Source organism: Asanoa sp. WMMD1127, from assembly GCF_029626225.1.
In the GTDB taxonomy this organism is placed as follows: domain Bacteria; phylum Actinomycetota; class Actinomycetes; order Mycobacteriales; family Micromonosporaceae; genus Asanoa.
On sequence record NZ_JARUBP010000001.1, the window covers coordinates 1,122,415 to 1,145,681 of the forward strand.

Annotated in this window: 19 protein-coding genes; 7 read left to right on the forward strand and 12 right to left on the reverse strand. The window is 72.6% G+C overall.

The genetic code is table 11. The features are described 5' to 3' along the window. Nucleotides 1–14 precede the first annotated feature (14 nt). The 6 genes from O7635_RS05590 to O7635_RS05615 form a co-directional block, all read right to left on the reverse strand. Nucleotides 15–1,556 carry a fused MFS/spermidine synthase gene (locus tag O7635_RS05590; protein ID WP_278079337.1) on the reverse strand — a complete coding sequence of 514 codons (1,542 nt, stop codon included), beginning with the start codon at nucleotides 1,554–1,556 and terminating at the stop codon, nucleotides 15–17. Between the two features lie 18 nt (nucleotides 1,557–1,574). Beyond that, nucleotides 1,575–2,603 carry a hypothetical protein gene (locus O7635_RS05595; RefSeq protein WP_278079338.1) on the reverse strand — a complete coding sequence of 343 codons (1,029 nt, stop codon included), beginning with the start codon at nucleotides 2,601–2,603 and terminating at the stop codon, nucleotides 1,575–1,577. A 99-nt stretch (nucleotides 2,604–2,702) separates the two neighbouring features. Next, nucleotides 2,703–3,509, reverse strand: a complete 807-nt coding sequence (locus O7635_RS05600) for an inositol monophosphatase family protein (RefSeq protein ID WP_278085375.1) — start codon at nucleotides 3,507–3,509, stop codon at nucleotides 2,703–2,705. Nucleotides 3,510–3,519: 10 nt separating this feature from the next. Next, nucleotides 3,520–3,972: a response regulator gene (locus tag O7635_RS05605; protein ID WP_278079339.1), complete on the reverse strand. Its 453-nt coding sequence runs from the start codon at nucleotides 3,970–3,972 to the stop codon at nucleotides 3,520–3,522. Beyond that, nucleotides 3,969–5,594, reverse strand: a complete 1,626-nt coding sequence (locus O7635_RS05610; RefSeq protein ID WP_278079340.1) for a sensor histidine kinase — start codon at nucleotides 5,592–5,594, stop codon at nucleotides 3,969–3,971. The genes O7635_RS05605 and O7635_RS05610 overlap by 4 nt, the downstream gene beginning before the upstream one ends. Next, nucleotides 5,591–6,772: a fused response regulator/phosphatase gene (locus O7635_RS05615; RefSeq protein WP_278085376.1), complete on the reverse strand. Its 1,182-nt coding sequence runs from the start codon at nucleotides 6,770–6,772 to the stop codon at nucleotides 5,591–5,593. Before O7635_RS05615 ends, O7635_RS05610 begins: the two co-directional genes overlap by 4 nt. Nucleotides 6,773–6,968: 196 nt before the next feature. On the opposite strand from O7635_RS05615, the gene O7635_RS05620 reads away from it, so the two are divergent. Further along, nucleotides 6,969–9,362: a M28 family peptidase gene (locus tag O7635_RS05620; protein ID WP_278079341.1), complete on the forward strand. Its 2,394-nt coding sequence runs from the start codon at nucleotides 6,969–6,971 to the stop codon at nucleotides 9,360–9,362. A 60-nt stretch (nucleotides 9,363–9,422) separates the two neighbouring features. Here the strand turns inward: O7635_RS05620 and O7635_RS05625 are convergent, their stop codons facing one another. The 4 genes from O7635_RS05625 to O7635_RS05640 all read right to left on the reverse strand — a co-directional run bounded on the left by O7635_RS05625 (nucleotide 9,423) and on the right by O7635_RS05640 (nucleotide 12,162). Beyond that, on the reverse strand, nucleotides 9,423–10,697 hold the full coding sequence (locus tag O7635_RS05625; RefSeq protein ID WP_278079342.1) for a hypothetical protein: 1,275 nt from the start codon (nucleotides 10,695–10,697) through the stop codon (nucleotides 9,423–9,425). Nucleotides 10,698–10,775: 78 nt separating this feature from the next. Further along, the gene (locus O7635_RS05630; protein ID WP_278079343.1) at nucleotides 10,776–11,030 is read right to left on the reverse strand and encodes a Smr/MutS family protein; all 255 of its coding nucleotides are present in this window, start codon (nucleotides 11,028–11,030) and stop codon (nucleotides 10,776–10,778) included. Next, a complete protein-coding gene (locus tag O7635_RS05635) occupies nucleotides 11,027–11,392 on the reverse strand; it encodes a tetratricopeptide repeat protein (protein ID WP_278079344.1) in 366 nt (121 codons plus the stop codon). Before O7635_RS05635 ends, O7635_RS05630 begins: the two co-directional genes overlap by 4 nt. Before the next feature lie 17 nt (nucleotides 11,393–11,409). Then, nucleotides 11,410–12,162, reverse strand: coding sequence for an ROK family protein (locus tag O7635_RS05640; RefSeq protein ID WP_278079345.1), 753 nt, complete (start codon nucleotides 12,160–12,162; stop codon nucleotides 11,410–11,412). Between the two features lie 80 nt (nucleotides 12,163–12,242). Here O7635_RS05640 and O7635_RS05645 point away from each other — a divergent pair, with 80 nt between their 5' ends. From O7635_RS05645 to O7635_RS05665, 5 genes are read left to right on the forward strand one after another with little or no spacing between them, the layout of a single operon-like run. Beyond that, nucleotides 12,243–13,865 carry an ABC-F family ATP-binding cassette domain-containing protein gene (locus tag O7635_RS05645; protein WP_278079346.1) on the forward strand — a complete coding sequence of 541 codons (1,623 nt, stop codon included), beginning with the start codon at nucleotides 12,243–12,245 and terminating at the stop codon, nucleotides 13,863–13,865. 37 nt (nucleotides 13,866–13,902) lie between these two features. Beyond that, nucleotides 13,903–14,238, forward strand: coding sequence for a metalloregulator ArsR/SmtB family transcription factor (locus tag O7635_RS05650; RefSeq protein WP_278079347.1), 336 nt, complete (start codon nucleotides 13,903–13,905; stop codon nucleotides 14,236–14,238). A gap of 54 nt (nucleotides 14,239–14,292) precedes the next feature. Continuing rightward, the gene (locus O7635_RS05655; RefSeq protein WP_278079348.1) at nucleotides 14,293–14,865 is read left to right on the forward strand and encodes an NAD(P)H-dependent oxidoreductase; all 573 of its coding nucleotides are present in this window, start codon (nucleotides 14,293–14,295) and stop codon (nucleotides 14,863–14,865) included. A 39-nt stretch (nucleotides 14,866–14,904) separates the two neighbouring features. Further along, the gene (locus tag O7635_RS05660; protein WP_278079349.1) at nucleotides 14,905–15,915 is read left to right on the forward strand and encodes an ATP-binding cassette domain-containing protein; all 1,011 of its coding nucleotides are present in this window, start codon (nucleotides 14,905–14,907) and stop codon (nucleotides 15,913–15,915) included. Further along, entirely contained in the window at nucleotides 15,912–16,760 is an 849-nt protein-coding gene (locus O7635_RS05665; protein WP_278079350.1) for an ABC transporter permease, read from the forward strand. The genes O7635_RS05660 and O7635_RS05665 overlap by 4 nt, the downstream gene beginning before the upstream one ends. A gap of 389 nt (nucleotides 16,761–17,149) precedes the next feature. On the opposite strand, the gene O7635_RS05670 is transcribed toward O7635_RS05665, so the two are convergent. Together O7635_RS05670 and O7635_RS05675 are read right to left on the reverse strand one after the other, a co-directional pair. After that, a complete protein-coding gene (locus O7635_RS05670) occupies nucleotides 17,150–20,557 on the reverse strand; it encodes an AAA family ATPase (RefSeq protein WP_278079351.1) in 3,408 nt (1,135 codons plus the stop codon). Nucleotides 20,558–20,602: 45 nt separating this feature from the next. Then, nucleotides 20,603–21,826: a hypothetical protein gene (locus O7635_RS05675; RefSeq protein WP_278079352.1), complete on the reverse strand. Its 1,224-nt coding sequence runs from the start codon at nucleotides 21,824–21,826 to the stop codon at nucleotides 20,603–20,605. A 76-nt stretch (nucleotides 21,827–21,902) separates the two neighbouring features. Between O7635_RS05675 and O7635_RS05680 the strand changes: the two genes are divergently transcribed. Continuing rightward, nucleotides 21,903–23,192 carry a citrate/2-methylcitrate synthase gene (locus tag O7635_RS05680; protein WP_278079353.1) on the forward strand — a complete coding sequence of 430 codons (1,290 nt, stop codon included), beginning with the start codon at nucleotides 21,903–21,905 and terminating at the stop codon, nucleotides 23,190–23,192. The last annotated feature ends 75 nt before the right edge of the window (nucleotides 23,193–23,267 follow it).

Sequence of the window (23,267 nt, forward strand, 5' to 3'; positions counted from 1 at the left end):
AAGGGCTAAATCAGTCAGCCGTTGGCCAGCAGTTGGTCGACCGGCGCGTACTCGTCGGTCAGCGGTTCGGCGTCGCCGACGAAGGCGGCCAGCTCGTCGCCGGTGATGACCCTGGTCGCGCCGCCGTCGTCGTCCTCGGTCAGGCGCATCGCCAGCTGTTCCATCGGCAGCGGCGCCGGCGAGGCCACGATGACGAAGTTGGAGCCCTGCTCGTTGGCCAGCGACCGCTCGGGCGCGATGAGCGCGACGTGCGGGAACTCGGCCTGGACCGTCGCCACCTCGGCCTTGATGAAGCGCAGCGGCGGATAGTCGATGACGTTCTGCGCGTAGATGCCCGTGGGCCGGACCACCCGGCGGATGTCGGCGGCCATCTCCCGGGTGGCGAGGTGCCAGGGCACCACCAGGTGGCCGAACGCGTCGCCGATCACCAGGTCGGCGCTGGCCGTCGCGCGCTGGGCCAGCAGCATCCGCGCGTCGCCCACCTTGGTGGTCAGATCCGGACCCTGGCGTACGCCGAGCTCCTGCTCGTCGAGCTCGACCAGCGCGCCGTCGAGCTCGTAGACCTCGTTGCTCGAGCCGGGTCGGGTGGCGGTGACGTAGCGCGGCATGGTGAACCCGCCGCCGCCGAGGTGCACCGCGTCGATCCGCTGCGTCCCGGGCGCCACCGCGCCGGCCACCGCCCCGAGCCAGCGCGTGTAGGCGAACTCGAGATAGGTCGGGTCGTCGAGGTCGACGAACGAGTGCCGGGCCGAGTTGAGGAACAGGGTGCGGCCACCGTCGCGGGCGGCGTCCTGCTCGACCGCGGCACAGTGGTAGGCCGTCTCGATGTCGCACGGCGTCGGCGCGGCCGCGGACAGCGCCGCGCCGGCCAGGCCGACGACCGCGAGCACCGCGCCCGCCCGGCCGGTGCCGGCCAGGGCGAGCCGGTCGGTGCGCCGCAGGTAAGCGCCGACGGCCACGCCCGACACGCCCAGCGCGACCGCCAGCGCGATCAGGATGACCGAGGTGGGCAGCGCGGCGACCAGGACGAACCCGGTGACCAGCGTCGCGGTGACCGCCCCGAGCGTGCCGACGCTGGACAGCTTGCCGACGACCTGGCCGGTGTTGCGCAGGTCGCCGAGCTGCAGCTTGACCACCAGCGGGGTGACGGCGGAGAGCAGGAAGGCCGGGATGAACACGGCCAGCGCGGTGAGCAGCAGGATCCCGCTGACCGCGCTGCCCCGCAGCGCCTCGCCCGCGTAGCGGACCACCGGCAGCGTCACCGCGGTGGCGATGCCGGCCAGCACCAGCGCGCCCGGCAGCAGCGTGCGCGGGTCGCGCTTGTCGGCGATGCGGCCGCCGGTCCAGGCCCCGTAGGCGATCGCCGCCAGCGCGACGCCGATCACCGAGCTGGTCACCTGGAGCGTCACGCCCAGGTAGGGCCCGACCAGGCGCAACGCGACCGTCTCGAGCACCAGGACGGCGCCGCTCGCGAGGAACACGAGGAACGCGGCGAGACCGCCGGGGAGTGGACGCCGTTCCGTGGCTTCGACCGCCGTCGCGGTGCTCTGGTCCATCCGATCAGGGTACGGGGGTCAAAGCATGGAAAGGTGGACGTGGTTGGTGTGGTCGGCGGCCGGGCTGCCACCGCCGCTGTAGGACTTCCATCCCGTGCCGGGCATCCAGATCCGGCGGTACCAGATGACGTACATGACGCCGAGCGCGTTGGCGTTCTTGATGAAGTAGGACGCCAGGTTGTCGCCGTAGGTCTTGTCGCCGCCGGTCGCGCTGCGGTCCTGGAAGCCGCCGGCGGCGGCCGAGAAGTCGCAGGCCCGGCCCTTGGGATGCTCGCCGCCGCCACCGGAGCGATGGCACGAGGTGTAGCGCTTGAACCCGTCGGACTGCGCCTGGCGCAGCGCGTGCAGCGTGCGCGGCGTGATGCAGCCGCTGGCCGGGGTCGGGTCGTCGACCGAGCACGACTCGGAGGGCCACGAGCCGTCGGAGTTGCGCGGCGCGGGCTTGGCGGCCGGCGAGTTGGGGTTGATGTAGCCGGCGGTGGTCACGCCGCCGCCGACGCTGCGCAGGGCCCGCTCCGCGTCTTCCTTGCGCTTCTTGAGCGTCGCGACCTGCTTCTGCTGCTCGCGGACCTCGGCGTCGAGCGCGGCCTTGGCCTGCTGCGCCGCTTCATGGGCGGCCTCGTAGCCGCGCAGGGCGCCGGCGTCGCGCTGGGTCATCAGGTCGAGGCTCTCGGCCCGGGCCATGAAGTCGTCCGGCGAGTCGCTGCTGAGCAGCGCCGAGATGGCGGTCAGCCGGCCCGTGCGGTAGGACTCGACAGCCAGCGCGCCGACCTGGGTGCGCATGACGTCGGCCCGCAGGTCGAGCTCGCGCACCTCTTTGTTGAGCCGGAACGCGCGCTTGCGCGAGTTGTCGAGCTTGCGCTGCGCCTCGATCTGGCCCTTGGCCGCGGCCTCGAGGGTGTCCCGCAGCTTCTTCTCGTCGTTTTCCTTGGGTGCGGGATTCGGCGCGGCGTGCGCGCCGGTGGGAGCACCGACCGCGACCACCACGGCCGCGAGCAACGCGGCGAGCAGCGCCCGCCACCGGTGTCGCGTAACCGTCCGAGGCACTGCGATTCCCTTCCGTCACAATGGTTCCCCCGCTGGCCGCCGGACAGCGTACCCGATCAGGCGGGCTGCGGGGTTACCGCGAAATGTGGTGACGGAAGGTCACGGGATGAGTGCGCTCGCGACGGTATCCCATGTGGACTCGTCGATGGCCGCCAGCAGGCCCTGGCCGGGTTCCGGCGTGACCGCGTAGTCCGCGCCGTCGAGCCGCCGGACGACGCCGCCGGCCTCGCGCACGAGCAGCGCGCCCGGCGCGTGGTCCCATGGCCAGGTGCGCCAGAACATGGTGAACTGCTGCCCGCCGGCGACCAGGTCCAGGTATTCGCGGCCGGCACAACGCTGACCGGCGGACACCTCGCCCAACCGGGACTGGCCGCGCTCCACCTTGGCCTTGAGGTCCGCCGGGTAGTAGGTAGCGGGCGCGACGCCGCGGAGCTGGTCGGCCGGCAGCGGCGGCGCCGGTTCGACGCGGGCGCCGTCGAGGAACGCACCCTGGCCGGCGACGGCGTGCCCCATCAGGTCGTCGACCGGGTCGTAGATCCACGAGGCGACCAGGCCGGTCTTGTCCAGCAACGCCACCATCAGGCAGAACGGCCCGCTGCCGCTGGCGTAGTTGGCGGTGCCGTCGATCGGGTCGACGATCCACGTCGGTGCGTCGCCGCCCAGCCGCCCGAGCAGCGCCGAGTCGGCCGCGTAGGCCTCCTCGCCGACCACGACCGACCTAGGCAGCAGGTCGAGCAGGCCCGCGGTGAGCACCTCCTCGGACCGGCGGTCGGCGACGGTGACCACCTCGCCGGGGCCCTTCTCGCTGATCTCCGAAGCCTGCAGATGCCGGTAGGACGGCAGGACGACGGTGGCGGCGGTCTCCCGCACCAGCGCGTCGACCTGGGCGCCGAGTTGAGCGTCGATCACGAAATTCCTAGTTGCGAGGGGGCAGCTTGACCACACTGACGAAGAACTCGTCGATCTGGCGTACGACCGAGATGAACCGTTCGAAGTCGACGGGCTTGGTGACGTAGGCGTTGGCGTGCAGCTGGTAGCTGCGCAGGATGTCCTCGTCGGCGGCGGACGTGGTCAGCACCACGACCGGGATCCGGCAGAGGTCGTCGTCCTTCTTGATCTCCGCCAGCACCTCGCGGCCGTCCCGCCGGGGCAGGTTGAGGTCGAGCAGGATCAGGTCGGGCGCGACGGCGTCGGCATATTTGCCCTCGCGGCGCAGGTAGGCCAGCGCCTCGGCGCCGTCGGACACCACGGTCAGCCGGTTGCGCAGCTTGTGCTCCTCGAACGCCTCCTGCGTCATGAGCACGTCGCCGGGGTCGTCCTCGACGAGGAGCACCTCGATGGGGCTCTTGCCGTCGGCTGGAGCCGTCATGCCGCCACTTCCTTTACGCCCGTCGTGTCATGAGTGGGTTCGGCCTGCGCGGGTGCCTGGTCCGCGGCCGGGGTGCCGTCGTCCTCGTCGCCCGGGGCTTCGGCGACCACCGGGAGGGTGAACCGGATGGCCGTGCCCTCGGCGACGTCGGTGTCGACCCAGATCCGCCCACCGTGATATTCGACGATCTTCTTGGCGATCGCCAGCCCGATCCCGGTGCCCGGGTACGCGTCCTTGGAGTGCAGCCGCTGGAAGATGACGAAGATCTTGTCGGCGAACTCGGGCTCGACGCCGATGCCGTTGTCGGCGCAGCTGATCTCCCACTCGTCGCCGATCCGGCGTGCGGAGACCTCGACCCGCGGCGGTACGCCCGGTCGGCGGAACTTGATCGAGTTGCTGACCAGGTTGGTCAGCAGGTTCGTCAGCAGCGCCTCTTCGCCGAGCACCGTGGGCAGGTCGTGGAAGACGAGCTCGCCGCCGGCGTACTCCCGTGCGTTCTCGGTCTGGCTGCTGACCTCGGTCATCACCCGGTCGAGGTCGACCTCGGTGAAGCCGCTGGTGATCCGGCCGATGCGGGAGAACGCCAGCAGATCGTTGATCAGGCGCTGCATGCGCTGGGCTCCGTCGACCGCGAACGCGATGTATTGATCGGCCCGCTCGTCGAGCTGCCCGGCGTAGCGGCGCTGCAGCAGCTGGCAGAAGCTGGCCACCTTGCGCAGCGGCTCCTGCAGGTCGTGGGAGGCGACGTAGGCGAACTGCTCCAGGTCGCGGTTGGACCGGATCAGCTCCTCGGCCTGTCGCTGCAGCTGGCCGTTGACCCACTCGATGCGCTCCCGTGCGGCGCCGACCTCGGCCAGGTCGGCCGCGATCTGCTGGCGCATCGCGTCGATGTCGTCGGCGAGCCGGCTCAGCTCCGGCGGACCGGTGCCGGTGATCTTCCGCTGGTAGTCGCCGGTCCGGACCCCGCGGACCTGGTCGGCGAGCTGGGTGACCGGGCCGATCACCACCCGGTTGAGCGACAGCAGCAGGGCGACGCCGGCCACGATGATCACCGCGGCCGCGACGACCAGCAGGAACACCAGCGTGTTGCCGGTCGAGCGAGCCTTCTCGGCGCCCTCTTCGCGAATTTTGAAGATCATCGACTGCAGCTCGTCGAGCGACGCGCGGATCTCGTCGAACCGGGTGCGGGCCTGCTCGTTGATCGCGGCCTGGGCCGCGGCCTGGTCGGGGGCCGTCAGCACCCGCTCGGCCACGGCCGACCGCCACGCCGCCGCCTGCTCCTGCACCCGGTCGAGCTGGCGACCGATGTCGGGATCGTCGCCGAGCAGCGGCCGCATGCCGGCGACCAGCTGCTTCTCCAGCTCCAGACCGTTGGTGTAGGGCACGAGGTCGCCCCGGTCGAGGCTGACCGCGTAGCCGCGGATGCCGGTCTCCTGGTCGACGAGCGCGGTCTGCAGGCTCTCGGCGTTGGCCCGCAGCGGGCCGGTCTTGTTGAGCAGGGTGTCGAGATGGTTGCGGTTCTGCGCGGCGACGGCGGCCGCGATGACCGCGAGCAGCATGAGGACGACGCCGACCACCGCGGTCAGCGTCACCACCCGACGCCGGAGGGTCCAGTTGTTCACCGGCCACCGCCGGCGCTGACCAGCAGCATCGCCACGTCGTCGGAGAGCGCGCCGCCGTTGCCGTCCTCGGCCCGGCCGACCAGCCAGCCGGGCAGGTCGGCGAGCGGCACGTCGCGGGCCGCCTCGACCAGCTCCACGAGGCCCGGCACGTCGAGCCGTTCGTCGCCCGCCCCCACGCGCCCCTCGATGAGGCCGTCGGTATACATCAGCAGGGACCAGTCATCGCTGTCGAACTCCAGGTCATAGGCCCGCGGTGGGCGAGGCGCGACGCCGAGGAGCAGGCCACCGGGCGCCGGTACGGGTGCGACCCTACCGTTGCTGAACAGCAAAGGCGGCGGATGGCCCGCCAGCCGCACGGTCGCCCGGTTGGCCCGCAGGTCGACCCGGACGGTGGCGACCGTGGTGAACGTCTCGGGCAGCCGCCGCTCGCTGATCAACACCTGCTCCAGGGCGGGCAGCACCGCGTCGTCGGGCACCCGGGCCAGCACCAGCGCCCGCCAGGCGACCCGGAGCATCACGCCGAGCGCGGCCTCGTCGGCGCCGTGGCCGCAGACGTCGCCGACGATCAGGTCCACCCGGTCGGGCGTGCTCTGCACCACGTCGTAGAAGTCGCCGCCGATCAGCGCCGCGTGCCGGCCGGGCCGATAGAAGGGATGCACCCGGATGCGCTCGGTCTCCATCAGCGGCCGGGGCAACAGGCCGCGCTCCAGCCGGGCCGACTCGGCCTGGCGCAGCTCGACCTCGCGCAACCGCAGCGCGTCCTCGTCGGCCCGCTTGCGCTCGACCGCGTAACGCAGCGCCCGGGTCAGCAGGACGCCGTCGACCTGGCCCTTGACCAGGTAGTCCTGCGCGCCCTCGGCGACCGCGACCACGCCCAGGTGCTCGTCCTGGCGGCCGGTGAGCACGCAGACCGCGGCGCCGGCCGAGAGGGCGAGCACCTGGCGGAGGCCGTCGAGCCCCTGCGCGTCGGGCAGGCCGAGATCGAGCAGGATGCAGTCGGCGCCGGCCATCAGTGGGCGCGCCTCAGCGAGGCTCTTCGCGTTGACCAGGTCGACGGCCGCGTCCGCCTCGTCGAGCAACTCGCTGACCAGGAACGCGTCGGCGTCGTCGTCTTCGATGAGCAGGACGTGCAGCCGCTGGGCGGCGGACCGGTCCCGCGGCACGGGCTGGGGCGGCACCGCCGCAGGCGGCGCCGCGACGGCCGCCGCGCGCTGCTCGGTCACGTCACCACCCTCTCGGTTCGGTCCTTGACCCACTGCACTGACCCCGCGAGGTGCAACCGTATGGCACCGTGCACCCACCGTGCCAGGCGGACCCGCCCGGGGTTCAACCCGTGGATCTAAGGTGTTCTCACTTTGCGCGAAGGAGGCCTGGGTGTCCGCTGGAGTTCAGGAGCCGAAGGCGGCCGTCCGGGAGGCCGCTGACAGGGCTTTTGCCCGACCCGCCCGCCGGGCGTTGACCGCCGTGGCCGCGCTCGTCGTGCTCGGCGCGATCGGTGTCATCTCGTTACTCGACATCCGGCCGCCGGCGCCCGCGCCGGCCTCAGCGCCGGCCGACGCCTTCAGCGCCGACCGGGCCGCGGCCCACATCGACACGGTCGCCGCCCGGACCCACGTAGCGGGGAGCGCCGCCAACGACACGGTGCGTGACTATCTCGTGCGTACGCTGTCGGGATTCGGACTGCGCACCTCGGTGCAGGACGCGGTCGGTGGCGAGGCCGGCGACCTCAGCGGGAGCGCGGGCGCGGCGGCCGTGGCGCACGTCCGCAACGTGGTCGCGGAGCTGCCGGGCACCGCCCCGACCGGCACGGTGTTCCTGGTCGCGCACTACGACTCGGTGCAGGTCGGCCCCGGCGGCAACGACGACGGCGCGGGCACGTCGTCGATCCTGGAAACCGCCCGGGCGCTCGCCCAGGGCCCCGCGCCGCGCAACAACGTGGTGTTCGTGCTGACCGACGCCGAGGAGGCGTGCCTGTGCGGCGCGCGTACGTTCGCCGCCTCCCACGCCCAGGCCGCCAACGGTGGCGTCGCGCTCAACCTCGAGGCCCGCGGCAGCACCGGCCCCGTGATCATGTTCGAGACCTCGCGCGACAACGCGAAGCTGGTCGACGTCTTCGCCCGCTCGGCGCCGCACCCGGTCGGCACCTCGTTCGCGGTCGAGGTCTACCGGCTGCTGCCCAACGACACCGACTTCACCGCGTTCCTCGACGAAGGCTTCGTCGGCCTGAACTCCGCCTACATCGACGGCGGCGCCGTCTATCACACGCCGCTGGACACGCCGGCCACCGTCGACCGGCGCACGCTCCAGCAGCACGGCGACAACGCGCTCGGCCTGGTCCGCGCGTTCGGCGCGACGGACCTGGGCGCCCTGAAGGCCGGCGGCGACGCCACGTACTTCCCGGTGCCCGGCACGCTGGTCGTCTACCCGGGCTGGCTGACCTGGCCGCTGGCCGGGCTCGCGCTGCTCGCGGTGCTCGCCCTGGCGGTGCTCACCGTGCGCACCGGCCGGGCCTCGTGGGGTCGGCTGGCCGGCGGCTTCGGCCTGGCCCTGGTGCCGATCGTGGTGGCGCCACTCGCCGCCCAGCTGCTGTGGACGCTGGTCACCGCGATCCGACCGGGGTACGCGTCGCTGCTCGACCCCTACCGCCCCGGCCTGTGGCGCCTCACCGTCGTCCTGCTCGCGGCGACGATCCTGCTCGCCTGGTACGCGCTGCTCCGCCGTCGTCTCGGCCCCGCCGCGCTGGCCGTCGGCGGGCTGGCCTGGCTCGCCGTCCTGGGCCTGGTGCTGGCCGCGCTGACTCCCGGCGGCTCCTACCTGGCCGCGCTGCCGGCGCTCGCCGCCGCCGTCGGTGGCCTGGTCGCGCTCCGGCTCCGCGGCGCCTGGGCGGTCGTCCCCCTCACGGCCGGCGCGGCGGTCGGCGTCGTCATCCTCGCCCCGACCGTGGTGCTGCTCTTCCCGGCGCTCGGCATGGCCATGGGCGGAGTCGGAGCGCTGTTCGCGACGCTGCTCGGCCTGGCCGCCCTGCCGGTGGTCGACCTGCTGCTCCCGGCCGCCGGTGGCCAGCGCGGGTTAGTCGCGCTGCGGGCCCGGCGCCTCGGCCTGGGCGTGCCGGTGCTCGCCCTCGTGGCGACGCTGGCCGTCGGCGGCAGCGCGTTCGCGGTCGACCGCTTCGACCCGGCTCACCCGATTCCGACCCACCTCATGTACGCGCTGGACGCCGACACCGGCCAGGCCCGCTGGGTCAGCAACGAGTCGGCACCCCAGTCCTGGACGGCCGGCTACGTGAAATCGGCCGAGCGCGTCGGCACGGCGTTCCCCGAGCTGGGCGACGAACCGCTGCAGACGGGCCCGGCGACGGCGGCCGACCTGCCACCGTCCACTGTGTCGGTGTTGGCGGACTCTGTTGCGGGCGCCGAACGGACGCTGCGCCTGAAGATCGTTCCTCAGCGCCCGGTCCGGCTGGCCGCCCTGCACGTCTCGGCCGCCGGCGCCGCGGTCTCCCGGGCGAGCGCGGGTGGCTTCGCGGTGCCGGTGGAGGAATCCGGCCCGTGGTCGTTCGGCCTGGTCTTCCACGCCCCGCCGGCGGACGGCTTCGAGGTGGAGCTCGTCCTGCGCCCGACCGGCAACGGCCCGGTCAGCATCCGGGTGGAGGACGGCAGCGATGGCCTCGAGAGCCTGCCGGGCTTCCGCCCACGCCCGCCGGGCGTCGGCGTGGTCGGCAGCCACAGCTCCGAACTGGTCCTGGTGGCCAAGACCCACACCTTCTGACCGCCGCCCGCGCGAAGGCCCCGCGGCCGGTTTCTCGGCGGCGGGGCCTTCCCGGTGGGGTCAGGCGGCGCGGTGGCGGCCGGCCAGGCGTGGGGTGCGGCGGCGTCGGCGGTGGAGCAGGGCCATGCCGAGGGCGGCGATGGCGAAGGCGACGGCGATCGCGGCCAGCCGGTAGACGTTGGCGCCGGCCACCAGCTTGTCGTCGTCGGACCGCAGGGTGACCACCGACGGTGCGCCGCTCGCGTCCGGTCCGGCGGCGGCGCCGTGCTCCGCGGTCGCCACGGGCGCGAGGGTGGCGACGTTCTCGCTGTCGGCCGTCGTCGCCGAGCCCCAGCCGCTGGCGTTGAGGCCGGTCGCCGGGTTGATCTGCGAGGTGACCGGGCTCGCCGTCGGGGTCTCGCCGAGGCTGCCGCTGTCACCGTACGAGCCGGAGTCGCCGTACGAGCCCGAGTCACCGTACGAGCCGGAGTCGCCGTAGGAGCCGTAGGCGCCGCTGTCGCCCACTCCGCCCTCGTAGCCGGGCGCCGGTCCCGGGTCGTAGTACGCGCTGCCGTCGTCGCCGAACACCGCTCCCGGGTCGCTTGGCAACACGCCGCCGTCGTACGCCTGACCGTTGTCGTCGTAACCGCCGTTGCCGAGCACCGTGCCGTCGTCGAGCACCGTGCCGGGCACGACACCGTCGCCGACCGGGCCGTCGGAATAGCCCACCCCGGTGTCGGCGGCGACCGGCGGCGGCGCCGCAGGGACCGGGTCCGCACCGGGCTGGCCGACCGGCGTCGCGCTCGGCGTGGGCGTCGGTGTCGGCGAAGGCGTCGGAGTGGGCGTGGGCGTCGGGGTCGGTGACGGCGGCGCGACGGCCGCCGACACGGGCTCGATCACCGGCGTCGCGGTGCCGCTCGCCGCGGCCGCGGGGCAGGTGTGCGCCAGCCTGACATGGCGGGCCGTACCCGTGATGCCGGCGACCGCCTCGGTCAGCCGCCATCCGCGCTCGACCGCGAGCCAGGCTCGACCCCCCACGATGCCGCCGCCGGCGCCGGGCAGCTCACGGGTCGCCGCGCGCCGGTCGAGCGTGGTGAAGGTCGCCGCGAGGGAGGCGATGTCGCCGGTCCGCGCCCGCTCACCGGGCAGTTCGAAGACCCAGACATCCGCGTCGGCGTACGGGCCGCCGCCCACCTCGGCGGCGCAGTCCTGGCTGCCGAACGTGGCGGCGGTGGTGGGCACGCTGGTCGGCAACACGTTGACGTACATCTCCGCATTGGCCACCGTCGGCAGCGCGAGCCCGAGCCCGCCACCCAACGCCACCGCCAGGACCGCACGCAGCGATCGTCCCCTCATTCCGCTCCCCCGAATCAGACATGAGACGCACCCATGTGCGATCGTGCCCGATTCGCGGACAAAAAGCGGCTTTTTCTCTCACTTCCAGCGAAAATGGACGAACAGCCGCCCGAAGTTCTTCGAGTCCTTCTCGACCCGGTGATAGAGCTGCTTGACGTCCTTCTGGTCGAGGAACCGCAGCACCTTCTTCTTCAGCGCGCCGGACCCCTTGCCGGGGATGATCTCGACGAGGGTGGCCTTCTTGGCCACGGCCTCGTCGATGATCCCGCGGAGCGCCTTGTCGATGTCGGAGCCGCGGTTGTAGATGTCGTGCAGATCGAGCTTGAGCTTCACCGGGGGTTGACCCTCGCCTCGACACGCTCGAGCGCCTGCGCGTACTCCCTGTGGTCAGCGTGCATCGCCGCCGCGATCCGCAGGTGGGTCAGCGCCTCGGTGCTCCGGCCCTGCCGCTCCAGCGTGCGACCCAGCACGTGGTGCGCGTAGTGGTCGCTCGGGTCGCGCTCCACCAGCGCCCGCAGCTGCGCCTCGGCCCGGCCGAGCTGGGCCGTCTGGAAGTAGGCGCGCGCCAGCAGCTGCCGCACCGAGGCGTTGTCGGGCTCGGCCTCGATGATCGGCTCGAGCAGGCGCACCGCCTCGGTCGGGTCACCGGCTTCGAAGAACAGGTTCGCCCGGCGGTACTCCTCCAGGAGATCCATTGCCACCTCCAGCTTCGTCAGGGCCGCCGCAGCGACCACGCGCGCACACCACCGAGGATGCCGGCGGTGTTCGGCACCACGACCACGTCGTCACCCATGCGGGTCAGCTGCTCCGGCCGGATCAGCCGCGAGTTGCCTCCGCCGAGGTAGAGCCGGTCCCAGAGGAAGACCGGCCGCAGGCCCTCGACCACCGTGCGGACCCGCCGCGACCAGAACGCGTCGCCGAGCCGGCGACGTTCGTGCTCACCGATGTACGTGTCGTAACTCATGCCCCAACGCACCGGCGCCTGGGAGAATTCCAGGTGCGGCGCGAGCGCCCCGCCGTCGAAGAGCGCGCAGCCGAGCCCGGTGCCCAGCGTGATCACGAGTTCCAGACCGGCCCCGGCGACCACACCCGCCCCGTGCACCTCGGCGTCGTTGAGCACCAGCACCGGCGTGCCGAACGCCTCGGCGAGCCCGGCCTGCGCGTCGAAGCCGGACCACTCGGTGACCAGGTCAGGGTCCACCTTCGTACGCGGGCCGGATCGGGTCACATAGTGCGGTGTCGCCACCACCACGCCGTGCCGGATCATGCCCGGCATCCCCACGGTGACCCGGTCGGCCGTGGGCAGCCGGGCGCCGAGATCGAGCAGGGTCTTCACGAAGAGCGAGGTCGGCAGGGGGTACGGCGTCGGCACGCGCATCGGTCGGGCCTTCATCGTGCCCGCCTCGTCGAGCACCGAGGCCTTGATCCCGCCGCCCCCGCAGTCGATCGCCAACGTCGTCGCCACCCGCTCAGTCTGCCGGTATCGAGGGCGTCGCACTAAACGGAGCGCAAGATCGACGACTCCCCGGCTACCCTTTAGGCGCCATGACCACGCTGATCGCCAAGGACCTCGCCGCCGGCCACGGCGACAAGCCCCTGTTCGCCGACCTGTCCCTGGTGGTCGCGCCGGGCGACGTGGTGGGCCTGGTCGGCCCCAACGGCGCCGGCAAGTCGACCCTGCTCCGCACGCTCGCGGGGCTCATCCCGGCGGAGCAGGGCACCATCGCGCTCAATCCGCCCACGGCGACCGTCGGCTACCTCCCGCAGGAGCCCGACCGGCGGCCGGGCGAGACGGTGCGGGCGTTCCTGGCCCGGCGGACCGGGGTGGCGGCCGCCCAGGTGGCGCTGGACGCCGCGACCGAGGCGATCACCGCGGGCCGGCCGGGCGCCGACGAGGCGTACACCGTGGCTCTGGATCGATGGCTCGCCCTCGGCGGCGCCGACCTCGACGAGCGGGTCGACGAGATCGACCTCGGCTTCGCCACCGAGCTGCCGATGACCGCGCTCTCCGGCGGGCAGGCGGCCCGGGCGGGGCTGGCTTCGCTGCTGCTCAGCCGCTACGACATCTTCCTGCTCGACGAGCCGACCAACGACCTCGACCTCGCCGGGCTCGACCGCCTCGAGGAGTTCGTCACGGGCCTGCGGGCCGGCACCGTGCTGGTCAGCCACGACCGCGAGTTCCTCGCCCGCACGGTGACCAGCGTGCTCGAGCTCGACCTGCACCAGCAGCAGGTCAACCTGTTCGGCGGCGGCTACCAGTCCTATTTGGACGAGCGCGCGGTCGCCCGGCAGCACGCGCGGGACAACTACGAGGAATACGCGCAGACGAAGGCCAATCTGGAGGCGCGGGCGCGTACCCAGCGCAACTGGATGGAGCACGGGGTCCGCAACGCGCGGCGCAAAAGCAAGGACAACGACAAGATCGGCCGCAAGTTCCGCGCCGAGGCGACGGAGAAGCAGGCCGCCAAGGCCCGCCAGACCGAGCGCCTGATCGAGCGTCTCGACGTGGTCGAGGAGCCGCGCAAGGAGTGGGAGCTGCGGATGACCATCGCCGCGGCGCCCCGGGCCGGCGCCGTCGTGGCCACCCTGCGCGGGGCGACCGTCCACCGTGGAGATTTCACGCTCGGACCGGTCGACCTGCAGATCGACTGGGCCGACCGGGTGGCGATCACCGGGCCCAACGGCTCCGGCAAGTCGACGCTGCTGGCCGCGCTGCTCGGCCGGCTGCCGCTGGACGCGGGCGACGCCCACCTCGGCCCCGGCGTGGTGGTGGGCGAGGTCGACCAGGCCCGCGGCGCGTTCGTGGGCGCCGAGCCGCTGGTCGACGCGTTCCGGGCCGCGGTGCCCGGGATGGCGCCCGAGGAGTCGCGCACGTTGCTCGCCAAGTTCGGCCTGCGCCGCGACCACGTGCTGCGGCCCGCGTCGACGCTGTCGCCCGGTGAGCGCACCCGGGCCGGCCTGGCCCTGCTCCAGGCCCGCGGGGTCAACCTGCTGGTGCTCGACGAGCCGACCAACCACCTCGACCTGCCGGCGATCGAGCAGCTGGAGTCCGCGTTGGAGGGTTACCCGGGCACCTTGTTGCTGGTCACCCACGACCGCCGGATGCTCGACGCCGTCGCGGTCAACCGCCGGCTGGCCGTGGCCGCCGGGCGGGTTTCCGAGCTTTAGGCTTGACTTATATAACCGGCTGCTAGACAGTCGAGGCGTGCACGCGTTCGACGTCCTCGGCGACCCCGTCCGGCGACGGATCCTGGAGCTGCTGGCCGACGGGGAGCTCGCCGCCGGCGAGATCGGCGCGGTCGTCCAGGCGGAGTTCGGCATCTCGCAACCCGCCGTCTCGCAACACCTCCGGGTGCTTCGCGACAACGGCTTCACCACCGTCCGTGCGGTCGGCACCCGCCGGCTCTATGCGGTCGACGCGACCCCGCTCCGAGAGGTTGATGCCTGGTTGGACCGTTATCGCCGCTTCTGGGAGCAGCGGCTGGACGCGCTGGAGACCGAGCTGGCTCGCGGCCGGCGGGAGCGCCGCGAGTCCCGCTAGATCGGATCTAGCGTGGCGTCTCGCGCCTTCCCTGTGAGAGGGGAGGTGGTCACCATGACCCTGGTCGCGGCGCCGTTGCGGTTGGCGGTGATCATCGGGAGCACCCGCGAGGGCCGGGTCGGCGATCGGATCGCCCGCTGGTTCGTGGCACATGCTTCGCGGCGCACCGAGGTTTCGGTCTGCGTCATCGATCTGGCCGAGTTCGCGTTTCCCACCGGCTACCCGGCCCGGGCGACGCCGCAGATGTCGGCGTTCGCCGCCGAGGTCGACCGCGCCGACGCGTTCGTCGTGGTCACCCCGGAGTACAACCACAGCTTTCCCGCCTCGCTCAAGCAGGCGATCGACTTCGCCTACGACGAGTGGCACGCGAAACCGGTCGGCTTCGTGTCGTACGGCTGCCGTTCCGCCGGCCAGCACGCGGTCGACCAGCTCCGCACGGTCTTCACCGCCCTGCACGTGGTGAGCGTGCGCGACGGGGTCGGCGTCGACCTGCTCGACGGCGACGACCTCGAAGCCCGGCTGGCTGAGGAGATCCCGGTGCAGGCCGCCCAGGTGCTGCTCGACCAGCTCTGCTGGTGGGGCCGCACGCTCCGGGACGGCCGCGCCGCCCATCCCTATGTCTCGTGAACCGAACTTGTCTCGTGAACTGATCTGGAGGGAACCATCATGAGCGACCGCCCAACCGGCCCCGCGATCGAGGCTGCGGGCCTGGTCAAGACGTTCGGCGAAACCCGCGCCCTCGACGGCATCGACCTGTCGGTCCCGGCCGGCAGCGTCTACGGCCTGCTCGGGCCCAACGGCGCCGGCAAGACCACGGCCGTCCGGGTGCTGGCCACGCTGACCCGCCCCGACGGCGGCACGGCCCGCGTCTTCGGCCACGACGTGGTCCGCGAGGCCGACGCCGTGCGGAGCAAGGTCAGCATGACCGGCCAGTACGCCTCGGTCGACGAGGACCTGACCGGCCTCGAGAATCTCGTGCTGCTGGGCCGCCTGCTCGGCCACCGCAAGGCGGCCGCCAAGTCCCGCGCCGAGGAGCTGCTGGCCGCGTTCGGGCTGACCGACGCGACGGACCGCCAGGTGAAGAAATACTCAGGTGGCATGCGGCGGCGGATCGACATCGCCGCGAGCATCCTCAACACCCCTGAGCTGCTCTTCCTCGACGAGCCGACCACTGGTCTCGACCCGCGCAGCCGCAGCCAGGTGTGGGAGATCATCCGCGGGGTCGTCGCGCACGGCACGACGGTGCTGCTGACCACGCAGTACCTCGACGAGGCCGACCGGCTGGCGTCCCGGATCGCCGTGGTCGACCACGGCAAGGTGATCGCCGAGGGCACGCCCGGCGAGCTGAAGTCGTCGATCGGCTCCGGCACCGTCCACGTGCGACTGCGCGACGCGGCCACCCGGCCCAAGGCGCAGGAGGTGCTGGCGCGGGCGCTCGGCGCCGCCGTCGAGCCCGAGGCCGACCCGGTCTCGCTCAGCGCGCGGGTCGACGGCTCCGACTTCGAGGCGAGCAACCAGGCCGCGCGGGCGCTGTCCGAGCTGGCCGCCGCCGGCATCGTCGTCGACGACTTCTCACTGGGTCAGCCGAGCCTCGACGAGGTGTTCCTGGCGCTGACCGACCACCCCGCCGTTCCCGCCGCTTCGGCTTCCGACTCTGAGATGGAGACCGTCCGATGAGCACGACCACCTCTTCCGACCTGCAGACCGTCTTCGTCCCGTCGCCCGAGACGCTGGGTGCGGTCCTCGCGCCCGGTGCCCGACCGCCAAGGCCGAGCGCCTGGTCGGCCTCGGTCACGTTCGGCTGGCGGGCGATGCTGAAGATCAAGCACGTACCCGAGCAGCTCTTCGACGTCACCGCCTTCCCGATCATCATGACGCTGATGTTCACCTACCTGTTCGGCGGGGCGCTGGCCGGCAGCACGGGCGCCTACCTGCAGTTCTTCCTGCCCGGCATCATGGTCACCAGCGTCGTGATGATCACGATGTACACCGGCATCGGCCTCAACATCGACATCGAGAAGGGCGTCTTCGACCGCTTCCGTACGCTGCCCGTCTGGCGCCCGTCAGCCCTGGTCGGCATGATCTTCGGCGACGTCCTCCGCTACGTGCTGGCCGCCCTGGTCATCCTCGGCGTAGGCCTGATCCTCGGCTTCCGGCCCGACGGCGGCGTGCTCGGCGTGGCCGCGGGCATCGGCCTGCTGGTCGTCTTCTCGTTCGCGTTCTCCTGGGTCTGGACGATGTTCGGCCTGGTCCTGCGCAGCGAGAAGTCGGTCATGGGCGTCAGCATGCTGGTGCTGTTCCCGCTGACCTTCCTGAGCAACGTCTTCGTGGAGCCCTCGACGATGCCCGGTTGGCTGCAGGCCTTCGTCAAGGTCAACCCGATCACCCACCTCGTGGCCGCGATCCGCTCGGTGATGTCCGGCTCGCCGGACGCCTCGAACATCATGTGGACCCTGCTGTGGAGCGCCGGCTTCGTGGTCGTCTTCGGCTTCCTCACGATGTACCGCTACAACCGCAGGTAGCTGCCTCTTTGACGACGGCCCCCGCGCAGCACGCGCGGGGGCCGTCGCCGTGTCGCGCCTTGTGTATAGCGTCAGGCAGTCGCGGGTAGCGCGGCTCGCGCCCGGCGCGACCGGACGCCTTGCCCGCGACGCCTTTGGCCTTGTCCCACAGGCGTCAGGGCAATCGCCGGGTAGCGACGGATCGCGCCCGGCGCGATCAGACGCCTGGCCCGTCACGCCTTGCCACGGGCCTTGTCCCACAGGCGTGAGGCAGTCGCAGGGTAGCGACGGCTCCTGGCCCACGGTGCCTTGCCACCGGCCCTGTGCCACGGGCGTGAGCCAGTCGCCGTGTAGCGGCGGATCGCGCCCGGCGCGATCGGACGCCTGGCCCGCGAGCCGCCGGCCTAGTCCTACAGGTGCCAGGCGGTCGGTGCGGCCGGCGCGTAGCGGCAGGTGGCGCCCGTCGAGACCGACTCGCGGAAGTGGGTGGCCAGGTCGGGGTGGCGTTCGTCGATCTTCCGCAGGGTGTCGCGGATGCGGGCCGTGACCGTCTTGCGGGCCCGTTCGGCCTCGTCGCCCAGGCGGCGGGTGCGGCCGCCGAGGCCCGCCGCCGCGCGTAGCTCGTCGATCAGCGCCTTCCGCTCACTGTCGAGCGCGGCCAGCTTCGTGTCGTGGCCGCGCTGGGCGGCCAGGTCGATCGCCTCGTCGAGTTGCTCGAGGCGGCGCTTGTAGCGGGCCTTCGCCTCGTCGTCGAGCACCGGATCGCCGCCCAGCCGGCGGGCGGCCACCAGGTCCGGGCCGGCGGCCGGGTCGAGCAGGACCACCGCCGCGATCTCCTCGCCGGGGTGGCTCAGCAGCTCGTGCAGGTCGCGCAGGCCCTTGGCGTCGGGCATGTGCACGATCCGGCCGGCGTAGGCCAGCCGCCAGACGTCGCCCTCCCGCCGGAACTCGCGTGCCGCGTCCGCGACGACGGAGTCGCCCCCTGACCGGCCGCCGATCCGATGCGCGTCAGCGCCGTCTTCGGCACGGCGGTCGACTTGCGCTGGCCTGGCCCGGCCGTCGCCGTCGTGGTCGTCAGTGCTCGCCGGGCCGCGCACTGTCCCCACGGCGGCCGCCGGGTCCGTGTCGCTCCACGGCAGCGTCCAGGCATCGGCCTCGCCGACCGAAACCCCCACGGACGCCGGCCGCACCGCCTGGCCGCCCGGCGCCGTCGAAGCCCCGCCTGCCGCCGCACCCGCCGCGTCCGCCGCGCGAGCCGGCGCCGGCCGGGTGGCCAGCGCGCGGGCTTCGTCGACGACCTGAACCATATCGAGGACGCCGGCCTCACGCTCCACTTCGGACAGCAGCGAGCCCGCAGGCTCACCCCGAGCCTGCAACGTCGCCGCCAACCCGAGGCGGGCCAGCACCGACCACGGCCGCGCGCCCATCCGGTCGGAGGCCGCCGCCGCCCCGGTGAACCCGGCCACCGCCTCATCCCAGCGGCCCTCGGCAGCGTCGACCTTGGCCAGCCAATATTCCACCGGCCCGCTCACGTCGCACCCGTAGAGCGACACCAGCCACTGCCCCACATGCGGCTCGAACGCCGCGCGGGCCCGCGCGCACAGCTCCGGGTCGCGCGTCAGCACCGCCAGCTCGGCCAACAGCCGCAGGAACAGCGGCTCCATCCAGCGCGCAGAGCTGCGGTCACCCGCGTCGCGCTCGGCGAGGTGCCGCAGGCCAGGCCCCGGATCGCCCTGCGCCACCGCGGTCAGCCCGGTCACCAGCGGGTAGTAGGGCGCGTGCGCGGCCGCGCGGACGTCGATGATGCTGGCCGCCTCGGCGAACCGGCCGCGGAGCATGGCGAGCGCCCAGCGTATGTGCTGGCCCATGTAGGCGTTGTCGTCGTGATCGTGGGTGAAGCTGGCCAGCTCGCGCTGCAGCTCCGCGGCCTCGCCGAACTCGCCGCGCAGGGTCGCGATGATGCTCCGGTCGACGGCCGACATCATCCGGGCCATCGCCACGTCGAGTTGCTCGGTCATCGCGTGCAGCGCCTGGAGCTGGGCGTAGTAGCCCTGATCGCCCATCTCGAGCAGCGCCACCCAGCGCAGCGAGGAGGCGAACGCGGCGGTCTGGTGGTCGCCGGAGCGACGGGCAACGGCCTCCATCTCGGTCAGCAGCGTGGCGCGTTCGCGGGCCAACCCGAGACCCCAGATCGAGTCGTGCCGGCTCCACAGGCTGAACGCCAAGGCCTCGTCGTTGTTGCTGGCGCGGGCCTCCGCCTCCGTGCGGGCGATCAGGTCGCCGACGAGCCGCTCGCGCGACAGCTCAGCACCCTCCGAGCCGACGAATCGAGCGTGTGCCTCGCGGAGCAGTGCCAGGATCACGGGCGCGCGGGTGCTGCGCGGGCCGCGGTGCCGCTCAGCTACCAGCGCCACCCGGGCGAGGACGGCCGGCTCGTCGAGGGTGCGGGCGAGGTCGGCGGCCGCGTCGATCTGAGCCCACGCGTCGTCGCGGGACTTGCCGTGGAAGAGCTCCATCGCGAGGTCGAGCCGGACCATCACCGTGCGGGCCGGGTCGACCACCCGCTCCAGCGCGCGGCGGAAGTGGTTGAGCGCCTCCTCGGGCGCGAGCCGGCCGGACGCGTCGCGGGCCGCGGCCACGAGGTGCTCCACCGCGGTGGCGGGGGCAACCACATCACCGGCGGCGTACGCGTGGCGGGCCAGATCGGCCGGGAACAGCCGGCTGCGCAGGGCCGGCGTCTCCTCGACGGCCCGGACGACCGCCGCGTGCCGGTTGCGCCGCTCCTCTTCGGACAGTGCGTCGTAGAGCGTTTCGCGCACCAGGTCGTGCCCGAACGCGAACCGCCCGCCGCCTCGCCCGACCACCAGCCGTGCGGCGATCGCCTGGTCGAGCAGGCGGTCGACCTGTGGCACCGGCGCGAGCAGCACCGCGGCCAGCAGCTGGCGGTGGAACTCGTGCCCGAGCACCGAAGCGGCGGTGAGCAGCTCGACCAGCGACCCGGGCAGCAGGTCGAGCCGGCGGCGCACCGTGTCGCGTACGCCAGGGGGAATTGCCGTCAATGAGCCGTCGGCCCGCCAGAGCCGCGCCGTCTGCTCGACGAAGAACGGGTTGCCGCCGGTGCGCCGGTGCACCTCGGCCACCAGCCCCGCGTCGGGCGCCCGGGCCGCCACCCGCTCGATCAGCGCGCCCACCTCGGCCGGCTCGAGCCCGGTCAGCGTGAGCGTGGTGGCCTTGGCCTGCAGGGGCAGCAGCAGCGGCCGCAGTGGGTGGTCGACGGCTTCGACCTCGACGTCGCGGTAGGTGCCGACGAGCAGGAGCCGCTCGAACCACGTGTGCTGCGCGGCGAACTCGAGCATGCGCAGCGACGCGGGGTCGGCCCAGTGCAGGTCGTCGAAGACCACCATGACCGGCGCGTGCTGGGAGGCGGCGACCAGCGCGGCGGTGACCCCGTCGTAGAGCGTGAACGCCTCGTCGTCGTCGCTCGTCTTGCCGAGCAGCACGGCCAGCGCGCCGCCGCCGGACTCCTGGATCGCCGCCCACTGCTCGGGATCGACCTGCCGGCGCAGCCCGCGCAGCGCCTGCACCCAGGGCCAGTAGCCGGGGGCGCTCTCCGAATCCCAGCAGCGCCCGCCGATCACCGTCACGCCGCGGGCGCGCGCCTGGTCGACCGCCCCGGACACGAGCGTCGTCTTGCCGATGCCGGCCTCGCCGGTGACCAGCACCAACCCGCCGTGGCTATCGGTCACCCGCTCGATTTCGGCACGCAGCAGCCCGGCGGGGTGCTCCCGCCCGATGACCTCCCCCACCCGGGTCCCCATGACCCCTAGACGGTATCGGAAGCCACCGACACATTTAGGTCCGCGTTACGCGAGGAGGCCGGGGTAGAGCAGGGCCAGTTGATGCGGGTACGCGGCGATGAGGCGGAGTTCGTCGTCGGTGAGCGGCCGGCCCGTGGCGGCGTTGCACAGCTGCACCAGCTTGAAGGTCAACTCCGGCTCCGCGACCTCGATGCCCAGCCCGTCGATGACGTGCCGGAAGCCGGCCATGCCGCCGTACTCCCCCGTCAGCACGACCCGACCCGTCTGCGCGTGCCAGTCGGTCGGGAAGGGGCCGAGCACCTCCTCGTCGTACAACTCGTAGTTGCGATGGTCTTTGAGCGCCCCGTCGGCGTGGATGCCGGACTCGTGCGCGAAGGCGTTGCGCCCGACGCCGGGCTGGTTGATGGGCAAGGGCTGACCGAAGGCGTACGCCGCCCAGAACGCGAAGCGCCGCGCCCACGTGAGGTCGAGCGGGTCACCGATCTCCACCCGGTCCTCGACGCCGAAGCCGTTGCGCAGCGCGAGGATCGTCGAGACCAGGTCGGCGTTGCCGGAACGCTCGCCGATCCCGTTGACACAGGTGTTGATCCAGGCGTCCTGGCCGGCCTCGAGGTCGCCGAGCGCGCCGGCCACGGAGTTGGCCACCGCCATGCCGAGGTCGTTGTGGCAGTGGGTCTCGACCGGCATGCCGACGGTGCTGGCCAGCTTGGCGAAGCGCTCCCCGATCCGGCCCGGGGTGTCGCCGCCGATCGTGTCGCAGTAGCGCACCCGGTCCGCCCCAGCCTCCTTGGCCGCCAGCGCGAACTCGGTGAGGAACGCGAAGTCGGTCCGCGACCCGTCCTCGGCGTTGACGCCGACGGTGGCGACGCCCGCCTGCTTGGCCGCCCGCACGGCACCGACCATCTCCGCGATCACCGCCGCGCGGTCGAACCTGCCCTTGAACTTGTTGCGCAGCATCTGGTCGCTGGTCGAGATCGACAAGTTGTAGTGCCGGAGCCCCAGCGGCGCGGCCTTCTCCACGTCGCCGGCCACCGCCCTGGTCCAGCCGGAGAGCCGCAGGTCCCCGAACGCGCCGGCCTCGGCCAGCGCCACCTGCGCCCGCACATAGGGCACCTCGTGGAAGAGGAACGGGAAGCCGATCTCGGACTGCGCGACGCCGAGCTTGCCCAGGTAGAAGTTGACCATCGTCTTGCCGAACTTGGACAGCCCGGTCCGAGCCGTCTGCACGCCGTCCCGGTTGGTGACGTCGAGGAAATGGATGCGTGGCATAACCTCAGGTTGACACTGAAGGTTGCGTGCGGTCAACGTTGACTAAAATCAACATGCGAAGTTGTACGGAGGCACGATGGAGCAGCTCAGCGGGTGGTTGACCGCGTCCGAGGCGGCGGAGCGGCTAGGTGTGAAGCCAGCCACGCTCTATGCCTATGTGAGCCGCGGTGTGCTCGCCCGACGCCGCTCCCCCGAGGGCCAGAGCCTGTTCGACCCGGCGGAGGTGGAGCGGCTCGCCCGCCGGGGCCGGCCTCGACGTGCACCGAACGCCTCCGAGGTGGTGATCGAGTCAGGCATCACGGCGCTCGGCCCCGACCGCCCGTTCTACCGCGGGCGCGATGCGCTGGAGCTGGCCGCGTCGGCGTCCTTCGAAGCGGTGGCCGAGGGGTTGTGGACCGGGGACTTCGCGGCCGGTCCGCAGGCGTGGCGGGCGAGTGAGGCGGCGTTGCGGGCCGGGCGGGCGGCGAGCGCCGCACTGCCGCCGAACGTCCTCCTCCTCGACCGCATCCAAGCGATCGTGCCGGCGCTGGCGGCCACGGACCCGCTACGCGGAAACCTCGACCCGTCCGCGGTCGTCGCCGTCGGCCACACCCTGGTCGCCGGCATCGTCGACTGCCTGCCACCGCGGCTGGGGGATGAGAGCGGCGCTCACAACGAGAGCAGCGCTCGCGGGAGCAACCTTCGCCTTGCGGTCGGCAGCGGGACCGGCGGACCTGGGCCGCTGGGCGACGGGCCGGCGGATGGCAGCATCGCGGCCCGGCTGGGATGGCGGTTGGGGGCGGAGAACCGGTTCATCGACGGTGTGCGGGCCGCATTGGTGCTGTTGGCTGACCATGAGCTCGCGGCGTCGACGTTGGCGGCGCGGGTGGCGGCCTCGGTGCGTGCGGATCCTTACGCGGTGGTCGCGACCGGGCTCGCGACCGTGAGCGGCGCACTGCACGGCGGCGCCTCGCTCGGCGCCGAGGCGCTCCTCGACGCGATCGCGGACCCGGCGGACGCCGACGCGGCCATCGGCTTGCGGCTGCGCCGGGGCGAGCGGATTCCCGGCTTCGGCCATGCCGTCTACAAGTCCGGCGACGGCCGTGCCGGCGCGCTGCTGAACCGGATCAGCGCCCTCGCACCGGACCACCCTGTGCTCGCCAAGGCCGACGCGCTGCTCGACGCGGCCCGCCGCCGCCGCCTGCCGGAACCCAACATCGACTTCGCGCTCGCCACCCTGACCCGGGCGGCCGGGCTGCCCACCGGCGCCGGGGAGGCGATCTTCGCGATCGCGCGCATCGCCGGCTGGCTGGCGCACGCGATGGAGGAGTACGAGCGGCGTACCCCGCTCCGCCTCCGCGCCGTCTACATCGGACCCACTGGATAAACCGTTGGGTTGACCGGTTGAGTCGCGGTACCCTCGATCACCCACGCGCTGAGAGGGGCAGGCCGATGCGGATCT